This window comes from Roseateles sp. GW821-FHT09H10, assembly GCF_059415865.1.
This window is the reverse complement of the sequence record NZ_JBWKOB010000001.1, coordinates 240444-259931: the sequence shown is the minus strand read 5'-3', so window position 1 is coordinate 259931 and position 19488 is coordinate 240444. Positions and strand designations below refer to the sequence as shown.

Below are 19488 nucleotides of genomic sequence, written 5' to 3'. Positions count from 1 at the left end.
ATCCAGGAGACTCCATGAAGACGCACAAAGCCATCCGCTGGATTGCAGGCCTCGGTCTGGCTCTCGGCATGGCCAGCACGGCAATGGCCATCGAAGTCGGTGGCATCAAGTTCGACGACACCGTCAAGGTCGCCGGCAAGGAACTGAAGGTCAACGGTGCCGGCGTGCGCGTGCGCATCGTCGTCAAGGTCTATTCCCTGGTGCTCTATCTGCCCGAGAAGAAGGACACCACGGCCGGCGTGCTGGAAAGCACCGGCCCGCGCCGCTTCAGCCTCGGCCTGCTGCGCGAGGTGACCGGTGACGAGCTGGGCCAGGCCTTCATGGCCGGCATCACGGCCAACACCGACAAGGCCGAGCGCTCCAAGTTCGTCAACCAGCTCGCCCAGTTCGGCGAGACCTTCGTCAACATCCCCCAGGGCAAGAAGGGCGACGTCATCACGGTGGACTGGGTGCCGGACACCGGCACGGTCATGTTCCTGAACGGCAAGCCCATCGGCGAGCCCATGAAGGACATCGCCTTCTACAACGCGGTGCTGAAGATCTGGCTGGGCGACAAGCCCGTCGACTCTTCGCTGAAGCCGCAACTGCTGGGCAAGGGCTGACGCTCATGAGCCACGAAACACGCCACGCCGCCACCGCGACGTGGCGTGTTTCGCTTTCAGCAGGCCGAACTCATGGCAGCATGACCCTACTTTGAGCCGCAAGCCCTCGTCCTCGCTCTTCGCCGCCCTGGCCCTCGGCGCCAGCATCGGCCTGCTGCTCCCGGCCCTGATCGTCGGCGGCCTCTTCATTGGCCTGCGCGAATCCAAGGTCGCCGAGCAGGCCCTGCAGCGCGACCTCGACGCCAAGCTCGACGTGCTGGCCAGCAGCCTGCCCGAGCTGCTGTGGAACCTGGATGCCGTGGCGGCGCGCGAGGTCGTGTCGGCCATCGTCAAGTCGCCCGAGGTCGTGCGCGTCAGCGTCAGCGACGCCTCGCAAGGCCTGCCCTTCATCGAGAACCACCTGCCCGAGCGCCGCCTGGGCCAGACCCTGACCGGCGAGCGCGACATCCTGCGCGGCGCCACGCGCATCGGCCACATCCAGATCGAGATCGACGACCACCTCAGCACGACGGCAGTGCTGCGCCAGCGCTGGCTGTATGGCGCAACGGTGGGCGGCCAGCTGCTGGCCTCGCTGGCCCTGGTGCTGTGGCTGCTCAATTCCCGCCTGTTCCGGCCGCTGCGCGAGCTCGGCGACTTCGCCAACGACCTCGCCGAGGGCCGCTTCAACGCCAAGCTGGAGCACACCCGCCAGGACGAGATCGGCCTGCTCGGCGGCCACCTCGAGCACATGCGCGACGCGCTGCAGCAGCAGTTCGATGCCCAGCGCAATCTCATCGAGCGCCTGCGCGGCATGGCCGAGACAGTGCCCGGCGTCGTCTACCAGCTGCGCCTGGCCGTCAACGGCGAGTTCTCCTTCGCCTATGTCAGCGAGGCGGTGCGCGAATACTTCCTGCTCGGCAGCGCCGAGCTCGGCCGCAGCGCGGCGCCCTGGTTCGAGCGCGTCCACCCCGACGACCGCGCCGCCGTGCGCGAGAGCCTGCTGGCCTCGGCCCGCAACCTCAGCCCCTGGCAGCAGGAGTTCCGCACGCCCCAGGCCGATGGCAGCGAGCGCTGGATCTACGGCAATGCCATCGCCCAGCGCGAGGCCGACGGCAGCGTGCTGTGGCACGGCTTCCTGACCGACATCTCGCGCCAGCGCCGCGACGCGCTGGAGCTGGAGCGCTACCGCCACCATCTCGAGGAGCTGGTCGAGGCCCGCACCGCCGAGCTGGCCGAGGCCACCCAGGCCGCCCAGGCCGCCAGCCTGGCCAAGAGCGCTTTCCTGGCCAATATGAGCCACGAGATCCGCACGCCGATGAATGCCATCATCGGCCTGACCTATCTGGCCCAGAGCGACACCATCGAGCCCGAGCAGCAGCAGCGCCTGCAGAAGGTGGCCAATGCCGCCGAGCACCTGCTCAGCGTCATCAACAACGTGCTGGACTTCTCCAAGATCGAGGCCGGCAAGGTCAGGCTGGAGCAGCGCGAGTTCAGCGTCGGCGAGGTGCTGGACAACATCGCCAACATGACGACGCAGACCGCCGCCGCCAAGCGCCTGCGCGTCGAGACCGATGTCGCGCCGGCCCTGCGCAGCCGCGTGCTGGTCGGCGACCCGCAGCGCATCTCCGAGGTGCTGCTCAACTTTGCCGGCAATGCGGTCAAGTTCACCGAGCGGGGCTTCGTGCGCCTGGCCGCGCGCCTGGACGAAACTCCGGCCGGCCTGAGCCTGCGCTTCGAGGTGCAGGACAGCGGCATCGGCATCGCGCCCGACGCGCAGGCGCGCCTGTTCCGCGACTTCGAACAGGCCGACAGCTCCACCACCCGGCGCTATGGCGGCACCGGCCTGGGCCTGGCCATCTGCCGGCGCCTCGCCGAGCTGATGGGCGGCCATGTCGGCGTCGACAGCGCCCTGGGCCGCGGCAGCAGCTTCTGGTTCACGCTGCCCGTCGAGGCCGCCGCCCAGGCGCCGGCGGCTCCCGTCGCGGCACCGCGGCCGCATTCGGCACGCGAACGCCTGGCCGAGCTGGCCCGGGCCCAGCCGCGCCGCATCCTGCTGGCCGAGGACAACCCGGTCAACCAGGAGGTTGCCGTGGCCCTGATCGGCAGCGCCGGCCTGACGGTGGATGTCGCCGCCGACGGCCAGCAGGCCGTCGACATGGTCAAGGCCGGCGACTACGCCCTGGTGCTGATGGACGTGCAGATGCCGGTCATGGACGGCCTGGATGCGACGCGCGCCATCCGCGACCTGCCCCAGGGCGCCGAACTGCCCATCCTCGCGATGACGGCCAATGCCTTCGACGACGAGCGCCAGCGCTGCCTGGACGCCGGCATGGACGACCACGTCGCCAAGCCCGTCGTCGCCGAGCAGCTGTTCGCGACGCTGCACGACTGGCTGTCGGGCGTGCGCACGACCAGCAAGGGCAGCACGCTCAGGGGCCGGTTGACGGGCTCAGCGACTCTTTGATGAGCCGCCCCGAGCCGGCCTGCAGCGGCCGCGCATTCATCGGGTAGAGCTTGCCGAAGATGCCGATCTGCTGGGCCGAGGCCGCGACTGGCTGGCGCATGACCATCCACAGCACGCCCTCGCTGCAGGGCGGCGTCGTGAGAGACCCCATATAGGTGTAGTAGCCGCGCTCCACGGGCAGCAGCTGGTTCAGGTCGAGCTGCACCTGGGCCGCCAGGGGCTCGCCCTTTTCCAGCGGCAGATTGGCCCAGACGGTCTGGATCAGCGGCTGGGGCTTGTTGTCAGGCCCGCGTTCCAGCAGCACGGCGACGACGGCGAGCCGGCCCTGGGCGTCCTTGTGCACCAGGTGAGCCACCATGTCGAACTGCTTGCCGTTGACGCGCTCCTCGCTGGGCCGGTGGAAGTGGAACTGCACGAGCTCGTAGCGCCGGCCCATGATGGTCAGGCCGTTGCCCGCCGCGACATTGACCTGGATGGTGTGGCCGTTGTCCTGCACCGAGAAGTTGCTGGCGCGGTAGTCGAAGGCGATCTTCTCCTGGTCGACGGCGATGCCCTCGCGGATGTCGATGGGGCTCTGGCGCGTGCCGACGGCGCAGAGCTTGTTGTCCGGCGACAGCTCGGCCCAACGGTCCGGCCCGATGTCGCCGGCATAGCCCCAGTGCACCGGCTTGTGCGCCTCGGCCTTGCCTGGCCTGGCCGGCTTGGCCGCTGACTTGGCCGTCGCCGTGCCTTCAGCCTTGGTGGACAGACGGTCCGCCAGGCGCTGGCGCAGCACCTCCACGGCCTCCTTGGGTTCCTCGGCCTGCACGGCCGCGCAGGCGGCCAGCAGCGCAGTGATCAGCCAGCGCTTTTTCATCATGTCGGTGATTTCGGCAGACCGCCGCCCGGCTTAAGCGGGGATGGAACGGCGCACGCCGTACCAGGCCACCAGGCCGATCAGCATCAGGCCGGCCGACGTGAGGGCCAGGGCCACGGTCGAGTGCATGACCAAGGGCACCAGGAGACCCGCCACCAGGCCATTGGCCGCCGAGCCGATGCTGGCCTGCAGCGACGAGGCCATGCCGCGGCGCTCGGGCACCTGGTCCAGCACCAGCAGCGTGACGACCGGCACCATCAGGGCCCAGCCGAAAGCGAACAGCCCGACCATGGGCAAGGCCCAGAAGGCACTCAGCGGGACGAACAGGTTGAGCAGCACATTGCTGATCGACACGGCCACCATGATGCGGAAGCCCCGCATGATCTGGCGCTTGGCGCTCATCTTGCCGGCCAGCCGGCCGCTGATCGCCGCGCCGGCCATGATGCCGCCAATGGAGCACAGGAAGAGCCAGAAGAACTCCGTCTCCTCAAAATGCAGGTGCTGCCCAAGGAAGGCGGGTGACGCCAGCACATAGAGAAACATGCCGTTGAACGGAATGCCGCTGGCCAGCACCAGCATCATGAACTTGCGGCTGCTGCACAAGCGCCGGTACTCGCGCATCAACGTGCCGACATGGAAGGGCTGCCTCATGCTCGCGTGCAGCGTCTCGGGCAGCAGGCGCCAGTTGGAGACCAGCAGGGCCGCACCGACGGCGGCCAGGAACCAGAAGATGGAATGCCAGTCGGCATGCTTGAAGAGGAAGCCGCCGACCATCGGCGCGATGGCCGGCGCCACGCCAAAGAAGAGGGTCACCTGGGACATCACGCGCTGCGCGTCCGCCGGCGGGAACATGTCGCGGATGATGGCCCGCGACACGACGATGCCGGCTCCGGCGGACATGCCCTGCACGGTGCGCCAGAACACCAGCTGGCCGATGGAGCCCGCCACCGCACAGCCGATGCTGGACACCGTGAACGCCGCCAGGCCGATCAGCACGACGGGCCGCCGGCCAAAGCAGTCCGACAGCGCACCGTGGAACAGGTTCATGAAGGCGAACCCGAACAGGTAGGCGGACAGCGTCTGCTGCATCTCCACCGGGGTCGCGTTCAGCGCAGCCCCAATGCCCTTGAAGGCCGGCAGATAGGTGTCGATGGAGAAGGGGCCGACCATGGCCAAACAGGCCAACAGCACGGACAGGGCCCAGCGGGGCGCGCGCCAGAGGCGGCTGGCGTCAGGATTCATCGGGGGGTGCTTGGATGAAGTCGGCAGCCGCGGGTTGCGGCTGCCGGCCAGTGTATCGACCCCTCTTCACCCGCGCCGTCGCGGGGATGACGCTCAGGCGAAGCCGGAGCGCTTCTGAGCGGTCTTGAACTGGGAGATCACTTCCAGCAGGCCGGCCGCCTGCTGCTGCAGGCTTTCGGCCGCGGCGGCGCTCTGCTCGACAAGGGCGGCGTTCTGCTGGGTGCCCTGGTCGATGGAGGCGACCGACTGGTTGACCTGGCCGATGCCGCTGCTCTGCTCGGTGGCCGAGGCATTGATCTCGGCCATCAGGTCCGTCATGCGGCGCACCTGGCTGACGATGTCGCCCATGGTCGTGCCGGCCTCGCCGACCAGCTGGCTGCCGGCCTCGACCTTCTCGACGCTGGCCCCGATCAGGCCCTTGATCTCGCGTGCCGCCTGGGCGCTGCGCTGGGCCAGGGCCCGCACCTCGCCGGCCACGACGGCAAAGCCCCGGCCCTGCTCGCCGGCGCGCGCGGCTTCCACCGCGGCGTTCAGCGCCAGGATATTGGTCTGGAAGGCGATGCCGTCGATGGTGCCGATGATGTCGGCGATCTTGCGGCTGGAGTCGCTGATCTCGCCCATGGTCATGACGACGCGCTGCACGACGTCGCCACCGCGCCCAGCCACCTCCGTCGCGGCGCTGGCCAGCTGGCTGGCCTGGCGCGAGCTCTCGGCCGTCTGCTGCACGGTGGAGGTCATCTGCTGCATGGACGCCGCCGTCTGCTGCAGGGCGCTGGCCTGCTGCTCGGTGCGGCTGGAAAGGTCATGGTTGCCGCTGGCGATCTCCTGCGAGGCCGTGGCGATGCTGTCGGCCGACTGGCGCACCCGGCCGACCATGTCGACCAGGCCGTCGTTCATGCGCTTGAGCGCGGCCAGCAGCTGGCCGGTTTCATCGTGGCGGTCGACGACGATGTCGGAGCTCAGATCGCCCGAAGCCACCGCTTCGGCCAGACGTACCGCGCGCTCCAGCGGCCGCGTGACGGCATTGCTCAGCGCCCAGCCCAGCACCACCGCGGCGGCCACCGCGGCCAGGCTGACGCCCACCATCAGCAGGCGGTCATTGCCATAGGAGCCTTCGGCCTGCTGCACCCGCACGACCGACTGCTGGCTCTCGTAGGCCAAGTAGTCGTCGGTCGCCTTCAGCAGGGCCGCCAGCAGCGGCCGGCATTCGGCATTCATCTTGGTGACGGCTTCGTCGCGCTTGCCGTCCAGGGCCATGCCGACGATGGACAGCGCCACCGGGCCGTATTGCGCCTCGACGCGCTCCATCTCGGCCACCAGGGCCTTGTCGCGCTCGCCCAGGTCGCTGGCCTTGGCCAGGGCCTGCTTGAGCCGGGCCATGGCTTGCTGCATGTCCTCATGCGCTTTGGTGACGCCGGCCTTCTCGACATCGCGATCGGCCGGCACCGTCACCAGCACCAGGTTGCGCGCCGTGATGGCCCGCCGCGACGCGGCGTCGCGCACGTCGTTGACGAGGCGCTCGCGCTCGCCCACGCCCTCCAGATAGCCGGTGAACCGGCCGTTGGAACGGCTCAATGAATTCAGCGCCAGGCCCGACACCAGCAGCACGACGGCCGCCAGCAGGGCAAACCCAAGCATCAGCTTGGAGCGCAGACGCAGATGGTTCAGCTTCATTTCAGTACCCCCTGTGGTCACGGAATGACCGTTGGCGGCACACCGACAGTTGTGCCGCGATTCGAAACAGAAATGGCTGGAGGCCGCGAATGGGGAGTATTTGTGGGCGCGACCACCGCGCGGGCAGGAGGTCGCTCGGCACCGTCGTTGGCACCGGCCCTGACCTGAGCCCGGACTTCGATCCTCATCGGGATCATGTTTTCTCCCCGTCGGGGCTGGCGCCCGCGACTCACCTGAGTGTTCGGCACAAAGGCCTCGCGCTGGAGGACCTAACGCCGAGACAACGTGAAATCTAGCCGTTGCCGCAGGCCTTGGCGAGGGGGAAGAAAGCTTGGTGAAAAAGAGTGAAGCAAGCCGATAGGCCGGATTCTGTGCACCGCCCTCCCCTTGCGGTTCGGACGGCGTGACCGCCATTCCTCTGGGCCGGACATCACTGCCCGGCTCGGTGCCACCTACCCGCCAGCTCTGCGAGCCGCATCAACGCTGGCCTACTTGGTGTTGCTGCGCGTAGAGATTGCCCGTTTCACCCAAGGCGGGCCCTGGCCCGCCTTGGGTGCTACGCGGTTCGCGCTTGCGCGCGATGGTGCGAGGCTTGCGCCTCACCCCAAGCCAGCTTGCGCCGGCTCCGCATAGACCACCTCCTGACGGGGGCCTGCCTTGACTCGTCTCTGTTGCTCTGATCCTCGGCTTTCGCCGGGCAGCCGTTAGCTGCTACGCCGCTCTATGCAGTCCGGACCTTCCTCCAGGGCCTCGTTTCCGAGATTGCCCCAGCGGCGGTCTGGCTTGCTTCACACTAGCGATTATCCTGAATTCGGTAGTTGGGCGCGCCCGAGGGGCTGGCGAGGCGGGTCGCAGGCAAGGCGCAAACCTATGGCGGGCTCAATGCCCGCCTTAGGTTTGCAACGCAGCATGCGGCCCGAAGCGCCAGACCAGCGGGGGTGCAGCGCTCCCCAACGGAGTGATGCTCGTCGACAGCCAATCAGGACATCGACGACCCGGTGTTGGCACACTGGCAAGCGGCCAACTGCCGGATTCAGGATCAACCCCGCACCTTCACCCAGGACACCGCATGAAGGCCCAAAGCATCCTCGACACCATCGGCAACACCCCTCACATCCGGCTGCAGCGCCTGTTCAGCGGCGCCGAGGTCTGGGTCAAGTCCGAGCGCAGCAACCCGGGTGGCTCCATCAAGGACCGCATCGCGCTGTCCATGATCGAGGACGCCGAGGCGCAGGGCCTGCTGAAGCCGGGCGGCACCATCATCGAGCCGACCTCGGGCAACACCGGCGTCGGCCTGGCCATGGTGGCGGCCGTCAAGGGCTACAAGCTCATCCTCGTCATGCCCGACAGCATGAGCATCGAGCGCCGCCGCCTGATGCTGGCCTACGGCGCCAGCTTTGACCTGACGCCGCGCGAAAAGGGCATGAAGGGCGCCATCGCCCGCGCCCGCGAGCTGCTGGAACAGCACCCGGGCTCCTGGATGCCGCAGCAGTTCGAGAACGCCGCCAACCCCGCCATCCATGTGAAGGCGACGGCCCAGGAGATCCTGAAGGATTTCCCCGACGGCCTGGACGCGCTGATCACCGGCGTCGGCACCGGCGGCCACATCACCGGCTGTGCCCAGGTGCTGAAGGCGGCCTGGCCGCGGCTCTTGGTCTATGCCGTCGAGCCCAGCGCCTCGCCCGTCATCAGCGGCGGCCAGCCCAGCCCCCATCCCATCCAGGGCATCGGCGCGGGCTTCATCCCGGCGGTGCTGGACACGGCCCTGCTGGACGGCGTCATCCAGGTCGAGGCCGAGGCCGCGCGCGAATACGCCCGCCGCTGCGCCCGCGAGGAAGGCCTGCTGGTCGGCATCTCCAGCGGCGCCACGCTGGCCGCCATCGCCCAGAAGCTGCCCGAGCTGCCCGCGGGAGCGCGGGTGCTGGGCTTCAACTACGACACCGGCGAGCGCTATCTGTCGGTCGACGGCTTCCTGCCCCAGACCTGAGCGCGGCGGCGCGTCACTCGCCGCCGCCCGCGTCGTCGTCGACGGCGCCCTCGTTGTCCTTGCGCGCCTGCCTGGCCAGTTCGGCCTTCAGCGGCTTCAGGGACTCGATGAGGTCTTCCGGCGGCCGCGGCGACACCAGGCGCAGGGCCGGCGGCGGCAGGCTGGCCAGATAGGGCGCACCGAAGACATATTGCTGCTCCTGGCGGTTGCCGACCTGCAGGCCCAGGCCCAGCAGCAGCAGGGCCGCGATGCCGCCGTTCAGGATCCGCCGCGCGCCGGGCCAGACCAGGCGGGCATGCCAGGCGATCAGGAAGGCGCCGGCGACCGGTGTCGACAGCGACTCGATCACCATCAGCCGCGGCCAGGAGAAGGCATAGGCGATGGCCGGCAGCACCCATTCCAGCACCTGCAGCGCGACGATGACGAGCAGGGCGCGGCGCAGATGCGTCGTGAACGGGAAGCGGTGCTGGAAGAGCTGGCTGGCCAGCGACCACAGGCCGGCCCAGGCCAGCACGAAGGCCATGGGCGCCAGCAGCGGCGAGGCGTAGTCGACCCAGCGCGAATCGGGGTCCACGGCGCTCCAGCGGTCCAGCCACTGGAAGAACATCATGGACAGCAGCAGCAGCGGCAGCAGGGCCCAATGCCGCACCGGGTGCACGATCATCAGCTGCTCTGGCGCGGGCGCATCCGCGCTGGTGCGCAGGCGCAGCGAGCAGGTCGCGAGCTGGAAGGCGCCGCCCTCGGGCAGCACGGCCTCTTCGCCCGCGGCCAGGCGCTTGCCGGCCACGGCACCGCCATTGCGGCTGTCCAGCAGCCGCAGGCGCACGCCGCCCTCGGGCGTCAGCTGCAGCTCGGCATGCTCGGCGGCGAGGTGGCCGTCGTCCAGCACGATGTCGCAGGCCGGCGAGCGGCCGATGCGCACCGGCCAGTGCGTGACGCGCTGCACCAGGGCGGCACGGCCATCGCGGCCCAGCAGCTCGACGACGGCAGCGGCGGGCGCGGCCGCGGGGGCCGTCGGCGTCACTTGGTCTTGCTGCTCTTGGTCCACGCGAAGCCTTCCAGGTAGTGCGCTGCGAGCTTGAGCGCGTTGTCGAAGCTGACGCCTCGGGCGTCGAAGCGGCCCAGGGCGCCCTCGGTGGACGAGTCCACCGTCGTCACGAGGATGCTGAGGTCGTGCAGGCCGTCCAGCTTGCGGTAGGCGCGCAGGCAGACGACGGCGCGCAGCGGCAATCCATCCCGGTCGACGAACTGCTCCTTGCAATAGGGCGCCGTGCGCGACTTGTCGGCAGCGCCCAGGCGTTCGTTGCGAAAGCTCCCCGAGTACTGGCGCGCAAAGCGCAGCGCACCGAGCTTGGCGCCGTCATAGGCTTCGTGGGACATGTCCAGCCAGCCGGTCTGCAGATTGCCGCTGACGAAGAGGGCATGGTCCATGCGGCATTGCGAGCGCTCGAAGTCCAGGCCCTTGGTGTCGGCCGAGGTCCCGCGCCCCCAGCAGCGCATGAAGTCCTGCTTGGGCACCGGCAGGCGGTAGCGGTCGTGGTTGGCGCTCTCCCAAGGCAGGGCCAGGAAGCGGGTGACCATCTCGTCCTGGTATCTGGTGAGCTGGTCGCGCAGGCGGCCCCAGGCCGCACTGCGGATGGGCTTGGCGGCCAGGCTGCGCTGGACCAGGGCCGAAGCGAACTCGCCCGGCACCAGGAAGCTGACCTGCTGGGCGAACAGCAGCGTCGACACATTGACGCCGACGACCAGGCCGTCCTCGTCCAGCACGGGGCCGCCGCTCATGCCGGGGTTGATGCCGCCGGCGTAATAGATCAGCGGGTCGAAGCTGCGCTCCACCAGGCCGTTGTAATTGCCCTCGACGACGGCGAAGGCCACGTCATGCGGGTTGCCCATGGAATAGATGCGCTCGCCCTTGGCCAGCGGCTGGTTCTGCGGACGGAAGCCCAGGGCGCCACGGCCCTTGAGCCCATCGCCGACGGCGCGCAAAAGGGCCAGGTCGCGGCGGGCGTCGAAGTCCAGCAGTTCCAGCGCCCCGCCCTGGCCGTCGGTCGTCGCATAGCGCAGGCGGTAGCTGTCGGGCTCCAGCGCGAACTGGCTGATGACGTGGTAGTTGGTGACGATGTGGCCGTCATTGCTGACCAGGAATCCCGAGCCGACCGAGGCCTGGCTGTCCTGGGTCTTGAGCAGCGTGCGGATCTGCAGCAGCTGGCCCTTGCTGCGCTCGTACAGGCGCCGGGCGCTGGCCGACACCGTGGGCGGCTGCTGGGCCTGGGGCTGCTGCGGATTGGGCGGCGCAGCGGGTGGCGGCGGCGACTGCGCGCCGGCGGCTAGGGCGAGGCCGACAAGCGCCGCGCCCAGCAGGGACTTCAAACAGGACTTCAGCAAACAAGACCTCCCGTGGAGGCTGCCGATACTAGCCGCTTCGGCCGGAAGACCTGCTCGTCACTGTAGAAGTCCGCCACCTCATTCGGGGGCCACCAGCCGGGAATGCCGAGCAGGGGCAGGGGCGGCAGGTCGGCCGGGGCCAGGCTGGCAGCCAGGGTGGGCGCCTCCAGGCTGTCGACGAAAAGCACCCTCGCGCACAGGTTGCGGCGCGGCGCCAGCAGCTTCTCCAGCAGGGCATGGCCGACGACCAGGGCTTGCGCCTGTTGCCAAAGCTCACGCCGCGTGACGAAAAGCGCCACCCAGTCGCGCGCTCGCAAGGCGGCCCTCAGCTCAGGTGGCGCGACGAGCAGCAGGCCGCTTTCGTCCAGCAGCGTCAGCGCATCGCGCAGCGGGCCGCGGCGGCCGGGAGGGGCCGGCGGGGCGTCGAGATGGGCGCGGTTCAGCGCCGCCTTGAAGCCGGGATGGCGCAGCCAGACCAGGCCGTTGAAGAGGTCATGGGCGTTGTCGCGCGTCGGCACGCGGCCGGTGGCGGCAATGTGCTGCTCATAGCCGACTGAAAGCGGCCCGGCGGGCTCGAAGCGCGCGTGGCCCAGGGCCCGGTGCACCGGCTCGCCGCCCGACAGGCGGGCGAGCACGGGCGCGGCCGCGTCGCGGTAGGGCGCAAACCAGGGCCTCGCCCAATCGGGCGAGATCATCCGTGGCCGAAACGCACCTGGTTGGGCTGCTTCTCCGGCTGCAGCTGGAAGGCCTGCGGATGCTTGCGGAACAGCTTGGTGGCCGGCGCCGACTTCGGCAGCAGGCCGGCATCCTTCAGGATCTTGGCCGCCGCGCCCAGGTCATGCCACTGGCCGTCGGCCAGCTTGGGCAGCAGGGCCAGCACGGCATTGATCTCCTTGGCGGCCGCGACATGGGCATCCACAGGCGCAGGGGCCGCCTTGGGTGCAGGCTTGGCAGCCGCAGCGACCGGCTTCGCGGCAGCCACGGGTGCCGGTGCTGGCTTGGGTGCCGGAGCGTCGGCCTTGGCCGGGGCCGGGGCTGCTTTCTTCGCGGCCGGCTTGGTGGCGGCGGCCTTGCGGGCCGGCCTCTCGCGCTTGGCCGCGGGCTTGGGCGCCTGTTTGGACGTGGAGCGGCCGCTGTCATGGGCCAGCTCGTTGAACTGGTCGTAGATCTGGATGACGCCGTCGCCGGTCTTGCCGTACTGGCCGAAGCCGCGCAGCCAGGCGCCCTTCTCGCGCAGGCGCAGCACCAGCGGCGCGAAGTCGCTGTCGGAGGAGACCAGCACGATGACGTCCGGCTGCTCGGTGATGGCGATGTCCATCGCATCCACCGCCAGCGCGATGTCGGTCGAGTTCTTGCCGATGGCCAGGTTGACGATGGCGCGCAGGCCCAGGCGCTTCATGAAGGCCTGTTGGTGGTGGGCCTGCTCGGCATTGCAATAGGCGCGGCGGATGTGGACGGCTTCATAGTCCCTGAAACACATCTGCAGCGCCTGTTCGATGACGTCGGTGGCGACGTTGTCGAAGTCGACGAGGAAAGCAACCTTCTTCATGCGATGAGTTTCCAGTTCAGCGTTTCGCCGCCGCGCAGCGGCTTGAGTTGGGCTTCGCCGAAGGGCACGGCGGACGGCAGCGTCCAGGGCTCGCGCTTCAGCGTGACGGTGGTGGTGTTGCGCGGCAGGCCGTAGAAGTCGGGGCCATGGTGGCCGGCGAAGGCGTCCAGCTTGTCCAGGGCGCCTATGCCTTCGAAAGCCTCGGCATACAGCTCCAGCGCCGAGATGGCCGTGAAGCAGCCGGCGCCGCAGACCGAGTTCTCCTTCAGCTGGGCGGCGTGCGGCGCACTGTCGGTGCCAAGGAAGAACTTGGGCAGGCCGGAGCCGGCCGCCTTCAGCAGGGCCTGGCGATGCTCCTCGCGCTTGAGCACGGGCAGGCAGTAGTAGTGGGGGCGCAGGCCGCCGGTGAAGAGGGCGTTGCGGTTGTAGAGCAGATGCTGGGGCGTGATGGTGGCGGCCGTGAAGCGGTCGCTGTCCGTCACGTACTGGGCCGCTTCCTTGGTCGTGATGTGCTCGAACACCACCTTGAGCTCGGGCATGGCGGCGCGCAGCGGCGTCATGACGCGGTCGACGAACACCGCCTCGCGGTCGAAGACATCGATGTCGGCGTCCGTCACCTCGCCGTGCACCAGGAAGAGCAGGCCTTCGCGCTGCATGGCTTCCAGCGTCTTGTAGGTCTTGCGCAGGTCGGTCACGCCGGCGTCGCTGTTGGTCGTGGCGCCGGCCGGGTAGAGCTTGAGCGCGACGACGCCCGCCTCCTTGGCGCGCTTGATTTCGTCCGGCGCCGTGTTGTCCGTCAGATACATCGTCATCAGCGGCTGGAAGTCCAGGCCCTCGGGCAGGGCCGCCAGGATGCGCTCCCGGTAAGCCACGGCCTGGGCGGCCGTCGTGACCGGCGGGCGCAGATTGGGCATGACGATGGCCCGGGCGAACTGGCGCGCCGTGTAGGGCAGCACGCTGGCGAGCGCCGCCTCGTCACGCAGATGCAAGTGCCAGTCGTCAGGCCGGGTGAGGATGAGCTGGGTGGGAGCTTGGGTCATAAAACCGGATTGTCGCCGCCGAGCCGCGTCCGGCTTCAGTCACACTCCGCACCTGATAGCAAAGGAGACTGTTTCCTCACATCATGAATAACGCGAAACGCTTGGTCGGCACCCTGGTCCTGTTGGCAGCCTTTGGCGGCGCCCTCTTCTTTGCGCTGCGCAGCAACGAGGAGCACAAGCAGATCGCGCAGGAACAGGCGGCTGTCGCGAGCGCCGAGCCGCTCAAGGGGCTGATCGCCGTCGATGTGGAGGCCTTCTTCAAGGACGAGCGCGTCAGCAGGATCCTGGGCGGCGCCAAGCTGCCCGTGCAGGTGGCCCGCGTCGGCAGCCGCGACATGGCGGCCAAGATCGGCGCGGCCGACCAGCCCGACTTCTTCATCGCCAGCGGCGTCGTCGCCGCCAACATGATTGCCGATGCCGCCCGCAAGGCCGGCAAGACGGCCACCCAGACCTCGCCCTTCCACACGCCGCTGGTGGTCGCGTCCTGGGAGCCGGTCGCCAAGATCCTGGCCGCCAACGGCATGGCCAAGGCCCAGGCACCCAAGGTCTACAGCCTGGACATGGAGAAGCTGACCCAGGCCATGCTCGCCAAGCAGCGCTGGCGCGACCTGAAGAGCAGTGGCGACTACGCCGTGTCGCGCAGCGTGCTGGTCAGCACCACCGACATCCGCCGCAGCAACTCGGCGGCCATGTATCTGGCCCTGACCTCGGCAGCCCTGAACGGCGACGTGGTGTCCGACCGCACGGCGGCGCAGAAGTACGCGACGCAGCTGGCCGAACTCTTCAAGCGCCAGGGCTTCCAGGAGAACTACGTCAACGGCGCCTTCGACGACTACCTCGCCATCGGCATGGGCAAGACGCCGCTGACCTTCATCTACGAGGCGCAGATGGTGGCCCAGGCGCTGAAGGGCGGCGTGCGGCCGGAAATGGTGCTGATGTACCCCCAGCCCACCATCGTCAACAAATGGGTGCTGGTGGCGCTGAACGAGCGCGGCAAGCAGCTGGCCGAACTGCTGGCGACGAACAAGACGCTGCAGGCGGTGGCGCTGGAACAAGGCTTTCGCACCGGCGACACGGCCGCTTTCGCCGAGGCCGCGCAGAAGTCCGGCCTCGCCGTGGACGTGAAGCTCAACCAGGTCATCGACCCGCCGGGCTTCGATCTGATGTTTGAAATGATCGACATCGTCAGCCGGGAGATGAACCAGTGATGCGCCGTGCCCTGTTGCTGTTGAGCTTCACACTGCTGGCCGCTTGCGGCAAGAAGCCCGACGAATCCCCCGCTCCTGCCGCGGCGCCGCCCGCTGCCGCCACCGGCGCGACGCTGCAGGTGCTGGCCACCAGCGACCTCAAGGACATCGAGCCCCTGGCGGCCCAGATCCGCCAGGCCACCGGCGTGGACGTGCAGTTCCGCTTCGGCGGCACCATGGAGAGCACCCAGGAGGTGCTCAGCGGCGACAACGGCGGCAAGCCGGCGCCCGACGCGGCCTGGTTCGCCAATGCCAAATACCTGCTCAGCGATGCGACCGGCCAGCGCAAGGTCAAGCTGCAGGAAAAGATCATGCTGTCGCCCATCGCCGTGGGCGTCAGCAAGAGCGACGCCGCGAGGAACGGCTGGGACCGGCCCGATGCCAAGCTGACTTGGGCCGACATCGCCCGCGCCGCCAAGGCCGGCAAGCTGCAGTACGCCCTGTCCAACCCGGCGACGAGCAACCAGGGCTTCATGGCCCTGCTGGGCGTCGTCGCGGCGGCCGGTGGCAAGGGCGAGGCGCTCTCCGCGGCCGACGTGGACCGCGGCGCCATTGCCGACTTCCTGAAGGGCTACAAGATCGTCGGCGACAACTCGACCTACCTGGCCGAGCAGTTCACCAAGCAGCAGGGCACGCGGGCCAATGCCTTCATCAACTACGAGAGCTGGCTGCTGACGCTGAACGCCAGCGGCAAGCTGCGCGAGCCCCTGCACCTGATCTACCCCTTCGAGGGCGTGTCGACGGCCGACTATCCGCTGATGCTGCTCAACGACGCCCGCCGCGCCGACTACCAGAAGGTGGTGGACTATCTGAAGAGCGACAGCGCCCAGCTGTGGCTGGCCAAACAGACGCTGCGCCGTCCCATCAAGCCCGAACTGGCCGCCCGGGTGGCCGACATCCTGCCGGCGCGCGGCTTCCAGGTCGAGCTGCCCTTCTCGCCCGACCGCCAGCTCGCCGACGGCCTCATCGACGCCTACCTCAACGAGTTCCGCAAGCCCATCGCCAGCACCTTCGTGCTGGACACCAGCGGCAGCATGCAGGGCAAGCGCCGCGAGCAGCTCGTCGAGGCCATCCACTACCTGGCCGGCGCCGACGCGACGCTGACCGGCCGCGTCGCCAAGCTGACCAACCGCGAGCGGCTGTGGTTCCTGCCCTTCAGCGACCGCCCGCGCGAGGCCGTGCCCTTCCAGATCCCGGCCGGCAGCAAGGTGGCCAAGGGCGTGCTGCCGCAGGCCGACACCGAAGCCAAGCTGAACGAGCTCCGGCGCGTGCGCGACGCCGCCGACGGCCTGCAGATGGCCGGCGGCACGGCCCTCTACGACGCCGTGCTGGCCGGCCTGCAGAACATGCTGGAGGAGCGCAAGCGCAACCCCGACTACCAGTACTCCGTCGTCGCCTTCACCGACGGCAAGAGCAATATGGGCCGGCGCCTGGACGACTTCAAGCGCGCCTACGAGCAGCTGCCCGAGGACGTGCGCGGCATTCCCGTCTTCATGGTGCTGTTCGGCGAGGCCGCCGAGGGCGACCTGAAGGCCCTGGTGGAGATCACCGGCGGCAAGGTCTTCGACGCGCGCAAGATGCCGCTGTACGCGGTGTTCAAGGACATCCGGGCCTACCAATGAGGGGTCTCTTTCGATGGCTGAACGCGCCGGCCAACTGGTGCGGCCTGCTGGCGGCGACCGGCGTGCTGGTGCTCAAGGCCCTGGGCCTGCTCGGCGGCTGGGGCCTGGGCGTGGCGGCCCTGGGCTATGTCGTCGGCCTCGTCGGCGGCGCGCTGTGGTGGGGCTGGCCCAGCACCCAGGAAGACGCCTGGGAGGCCCTGAAATTCGAAGACGAGGGCGATGCCCGCGAGGCCATGGGCCGGGCCCTGGCCGGCGTGCGCGGCCTGACCGAGCACAACCCCGGCGGCCGCATCCCGGCGCCGCTGGCCCAGCGCATCATGCAGCTCTGCCGCCGCCTGGAGAGCCTGCTCGACCAGTGGGAGCGCAGCAAGGGCAACTTGAGCCTGCAGGAAACCTTCCATGCCCGCCACATCGCCATCAGCTATCTGCCGCAGGCGCTGAACACCTATCTCAGCATCCCGGCCCAGTTCGCCACCACCAAGCTGCTGGCCAATGGCAAGACGGCGCAAACGACTTTCGAGGGCGTGCTGGCCGAGCTGGAGACCAAGGTCGAGCAGCTCGGCGACGACCTCGCCTCGCAGGACGCCCAGGCCTTCCTGCGCCACAGTGAATTCCTGAACCAGAAGTTCGGCAACAAGGACATCGCATGAACACGACCACGACCACTGCTGCCCCCAGCTTCACGCTGACCCCGCCCGAGGTCATCACGCCGGTGCAGCCGGTGCAGGCCGTCGAGGCCGTGCCGCTGAAGGCCGAGGTGGCCGACAAGGTCGACGAGCAGGTCCAGCGCTTCATCGAGGCGCTGGAGAAGGAAGACCTGCACAGCGAGCCCTTCAAGGCCAAGCTCGACAGCGCCTTCCAGCTCGGCCGCCAGGAGATCAGCGTCGCCGCAGGCCTGATGCAGGGTAGCCTGATGCAGCGCAACTTCGTCGGCGCGACCGACACGCCGGCCTACAAGGCCATCGCCGCCATCCGCGGCCAGCTCGACGAGCTCAACCCCGGCAAGGACGGCGACCTGCTGCAGCCGCGCAAGCTGCTGGGCATCATCCCCTTCGGCAACAAGCTGGAGGCCTACTTCCGCCGCTTCCAGTCCGCCAGCTCGCAGCTGCAGACGGCCATGACCCAGCTCTACGCCGCCAAGGACGACATCCAGAAGGACGTCATCGACATCGAAGGCACGCGCGCCAAGCTCTGGGAGGCGATGCAGAAGCTCGCCGGCGCGGCCCGCTTCGCCCGCGTGCTGGACGAGCGCCTGGCCACGCGCGTGCAGCAGCTGCAGGCAAGCGACCCGATGAAGGCCAAGGCCCTCGAGCAAGAGGTGCTGTTCTATGCCCGCCAGAACCTGGCCGACATCCAGACCCAGCAGGCCGTCTGCGTGAACGGCTATCTGGCCCTGGACGTGCTGAAGAAGACCGGCCGCGAAATGATGATCGGCTGCGACCGCGTCGCCACCACCGGCATGAGCGCGCTCGCGGTGGCCCAGACCGTGGCCCGCGCCACCGGCAACCAGATCGAGGTCATGCAGATGCTGCAGGGTGTCAACAAGACCATCGGCGACCTCATCAACCAGACCGGCACGGCCCTGAACCAGCATGTCGACGCGACGGCCGAGTTCTCGTCCAACCCCATGCTGGGCATCCAGCAGATCCAGTCCATGTTCGACCAGACCTTCCAGGCCATGGACGCGATGGACAACTTCCGCAGCAAGGCCATAGAGACCATGGGCACCAACAACAAGCTCATCCAGGAGCAGCTTCAGCGCTCCGAGGGCTATCTGGACCGCGTGCGCCAGCAGCAGGCCAAGGAAGCGGTGGGCGGCACGGCCATCGACGGGCCGGTCAAGCTCTGAGCTAGCCGGCGAGATAGCCGGCCAGCAGGCCGGTCAACCAGTCCATGAACACCCGCACCCTTCGCGGCGTGTGGCGGCGCTGGCTCATGACGAGCTGCACCGGCATGGGCGCGGGCTCGTAGCCCTGCAGCAGGCGCACCAGCCGCCCGTCCGCCACGGCCGCGCGCATGCCGACGCAGGGCGCCTGCACGATGCCCATGCCGTTCAGCGCCGCGACCTCGTAGGCATCGGTGTGGTTGACCGTGACCCGCGCCGGCAGGGCCAGGCTGTGCGGCCGACCCTCGTCGTCCACCCAGTCGAATCGCGGCCGACGGTCGGTCCAGCTCTGGCTGTAGTGCACCAGCTCATGGCCCTGGGCCAGCAGATCCTCCGGCGTCGACGGCGTGCCGCGCCGCGCCAGATAGGCGGGGCTGGCCACATTCATCATCGCCAGTTGACCCACGGGCCTGGCGACCAGCATGGGGTCGTGCACGGCGCCCACGCGCAGCACGCAGTCGAAGCCCTCCTCCACCAGGTCCACGCGCCGGTCCGTGCAGCTCAGCTCCACCTGCAGCCCCGGATGCTCGGCCAGGAAGGCCGGCAGGGCCGGCAGCACGAGGTCCAGGGCCAGCCGCACCGGCAGGTCCACGCGCAGCCGGCCGCCGAGCTGCTGGTCCTGCTGGAACAGGGCTTCGATCTCGCTGGCATCGCCCAGCAGCAGGCGGGCGCGCTCGGCCAGCAGCTCGCCGTCCGAAGTCAGGCTGACGCGCCGCGTCGTGCGCTGGAACAGCCGCGTGCCAAGCCGGGCCTCCAGGTCGCGCACGACCTGGCTGACCCGGCCCTTGGGCAGGCCGAGCTCATCGGCCGCACGGCTGAAATGGGCCAGCTCGGCCACCTGCAGGAAGACACGCAGCGCGGCCAGCTCGACATTGGATGACATTCTGAGCACAGTCATTTCAATTTCCCTGACTTTATCCATTTCGCGGCGAACAATAAATTTCCCTCCGTCCCCA

The 19488-nt window shown here is 68.9% G+C and carries 16 protein-coding genes and 1 other RNA gene; 7 read left to right on the top strand and 10 right to left on the bottom strand.

Going from position 1 to position 19488, the window contains the following annotated elements; translation table 11 throughout:
• Positions 1–14: 14 nt before the first annotated feature.
• Both AC07OY_RS01065 and AC07OY_RS01060 read left to right on the top strand, forming a co-directional pair.
• A complete protein-coding gene (locus AC07OY_RS01065; RefSeq protein WP_495040680.1) occupies positions 15–602 on the top strand; it encodes a chalcone isomerase family protein in 588 nt (195 codons plus the stop codon).
• Between the two features lie 91 nt (positions 603–693).
• Complete coding sequence (locus AC07OY_RS01060) at positions 694–3045, top strand: ATP-binding protein (RefSeq protein WP_495040679.1); 2352 nt, start codon at positions 694–696, stop codon at positions 3043–3045.
• On the opposite strand, the gene AC07OY_RS01055 is transcribed toward AC07OY_RS01060, so the two are convergent.
• From AC07OY_RS01055 to rnpB, 4 genes are all read right to left on the bottom strand, one after another.
• Positions 3011–3904: a carbonic anhydrase gene (locus AC07OY_RS01055; protein ID WP_495040678.1), complete on the bottom strand. Its 894-nt coding sequence runs from the start codon at positions 3902–3904 to the stop codon at positions 3011–3013. The two genes, AC07OY_RS01060 and AC07OY_RS01055, sit on opposite strands and share 35 nt — an antisense overlap.
• A gap of 30 nt (positions 3905–3934) precedes the next feature.
• The gene (locus AC07OY_RS01050) at positions 3935–5143 is read right to left on the bottom strand and encodes a multidrug effflux MFS transporter (protein WP_495040677.1); all 1209 of its coding nucleotides are present in this window, start codon (positions 5141–5143) and stop codon (positions 3935–3937) included.
• A 93-nt stretch (positions 5144–5236) separates the two neighbouring features.
• Positions 5237–6817, bottom strand: a complete 1581-nt coding sequence (locus AC07OY_RS01045; protein ID WP_495040676.1) for a methyl-accepting chemotaxis protein — start codon at positions 6815–6817, stop codon at positions 5237–5239.
• A 342-nt stretch (positions 6818–7159) separates the two neighbouring features.
• Positions 7160–7607: RNase P RNA component class A (gene rnpB / locus AC07OY_RS01040), an RNA gene on the bottom strand.
• A 279-nt stretch (positions 7608–7886) separates the two neighbouring features.
• Between rnpB and cysK the strand changes: the two genes are divergently transcribed.
• Positions 7887–8804 carry a cysteine synthase A gene (gene cysK / locus AC07OY_RS01035; RefSeq protein ID WP_495040675.1) on the top strand — a complete coding sequence of 306 codons (918 nt, stop codon included), beginning with the start codon at positions 7887–7889 and terminating at the stop codon, positions 8802–8804.
• A gap of 13 nt (positions 8805–8817) precedes the next feature.
• Here cysK and AC07OY_RS01030 read toward each other — a convergent pair whose 3' ends face one another.
• Genes AC07OY_RS01030 through pyrC form a run of 5 tightly spaced genes read right to left on the bottom strand, consistent with a single transcriptional unit; the run spans position 8818 to position 13778 of the window.
• A complete protein-coding gene (locus AC07OY_RS01030) occupies positions 8818–9828 on the bottom strand; it encodes an FHA domain-containing protein (protein WP_495040674.1) in 1011 nt (336 codons plus the stop codon).
• A complete protein-coding gene (locus tag AC07OY_RS01025; protein ID WP_495040673.1) occupies positions 9825–11174 on the bottom strand; it encodes a S1 family peptidase in 1350 nt (449 codons plus the stop codon). The genes AC07OY_RS01030 and AC07OY_RS01025 overlap by 4 nt, the downstream gene beginning before the upstream one ends.
• An 8-nt stretch (positions 11175–11182) precedes the next feature.
• Positions 11183–11884, bottom strand: coding sequence for a DUF3025 domain-containing protein (locus tag AC07OY_RS01020; RefSeq protein ID WP_495040672.1), 702 nt, complete (start codon positions 11882–11884; stop codon positions 11183–11185).
• Positions 11881–12738, bottom strand: coding sequence for an NYN domain-containing protein (locus AC07OY_RS01015; protein ID WP_495040671.1), 858 nt, complete (start codon positions 12736–12738; stop codon positions 11881–11883). The genes AC07OY_RS01020 and AC07OY_RS01015 overlap by 4 nt, the downstream gene beginning before the upstream one ends.
• The gene (gene pyrC / locus AC07OY_RS01010; RefSeq protein WP_495040670.1) at positions 12735–13778 is read right to left on the bottom strand and encodes a dihydroorotase; all 1044 of its coding nucleotides are present in this window, start codon (positions 13776–13778) and stop codon (positions 12735–12737) included. Before pyrC ends, AC07OY_RS01015 begins: the two co-directional genes overlap by 4 nt.
• Before the next feature lie 83 nt (positions 13779–13861).
• Between pyrC and AC07OY_RS01005 the strand changes: the two genes are divergently transcribed.
• From AC07OY_RS01005 to AC07OY_RS00990, 4 genes are read left to right on the top strand one after another with little or no spacing between them, the layout of a single operon-like run.
• Positions 13862–14986, top strand: coding sequence for a hypothetical protein (locus tag AC07OY_RS01005; protein WP_495040669.1), 1125 nt, complete (start codon positions 13862–13864; stop codon positions 14984–14986).
• On the top strand, positions 14986–16647 hold the full coding sequence (locus AC07OY_RS01000; protein ID WP_495040668.1) for a vWA domain-containing protein: 1662 nt from the start codon (positions 14986–14988) through the stop codon (positions 16645–16647). The genes AC07OY_RS01005 and AC07OY_RS01000 overlap by 1 nt, the downstream gene beginning before the upstream one ends.
• Positions 16644–17297 carry a hypothetical protein gene (locus AC07OY_RS00995; protein WP_495040667.1) on the top strand — a complete coding sequence of 218 codons (654 nt, stop codon included), beginning with the start codon at positions 16644–16646 and terminating at the stop codon, positions 17295–17297. Before AC07OY_RS01000 ends, AC07OY_RS00995 begins: the two co-directional genes overlap by 4 nt.
• Complete coding sequence (locus AC07OY_RS00990) at positions 17294–18496, top strand: toxic anion resistance protein (protein ID WP_495040666.1); 1203 nt, start codon at positions 17294–17296, stop codon at positions 18494–18496. The genes AC07OY_RS00995 and AC07OY_RS00990 overlap by 4 nt, the downstream gene beginning before the upstream one ends.
• Before the next feature lies 1 nt (position 18497).
• On the opposite strand, the gene AC07OY_RS00985 is transcribed toward AC07OY_RS00990, so the two are convergent.
• The gene (locus AC07OY_RS00985) at positions 18498–19430 is read right to left on the bottom strand and encodes a LysR family transcriptional regulator (protein WP_495040665.1); all 933 of its coding nucleotides are present in this window, start codon (positions 19428–19430) and stop codon (positions 18498–18500) included.
• Positions 19431–19488: the final 58 nt, after the last annotated feature.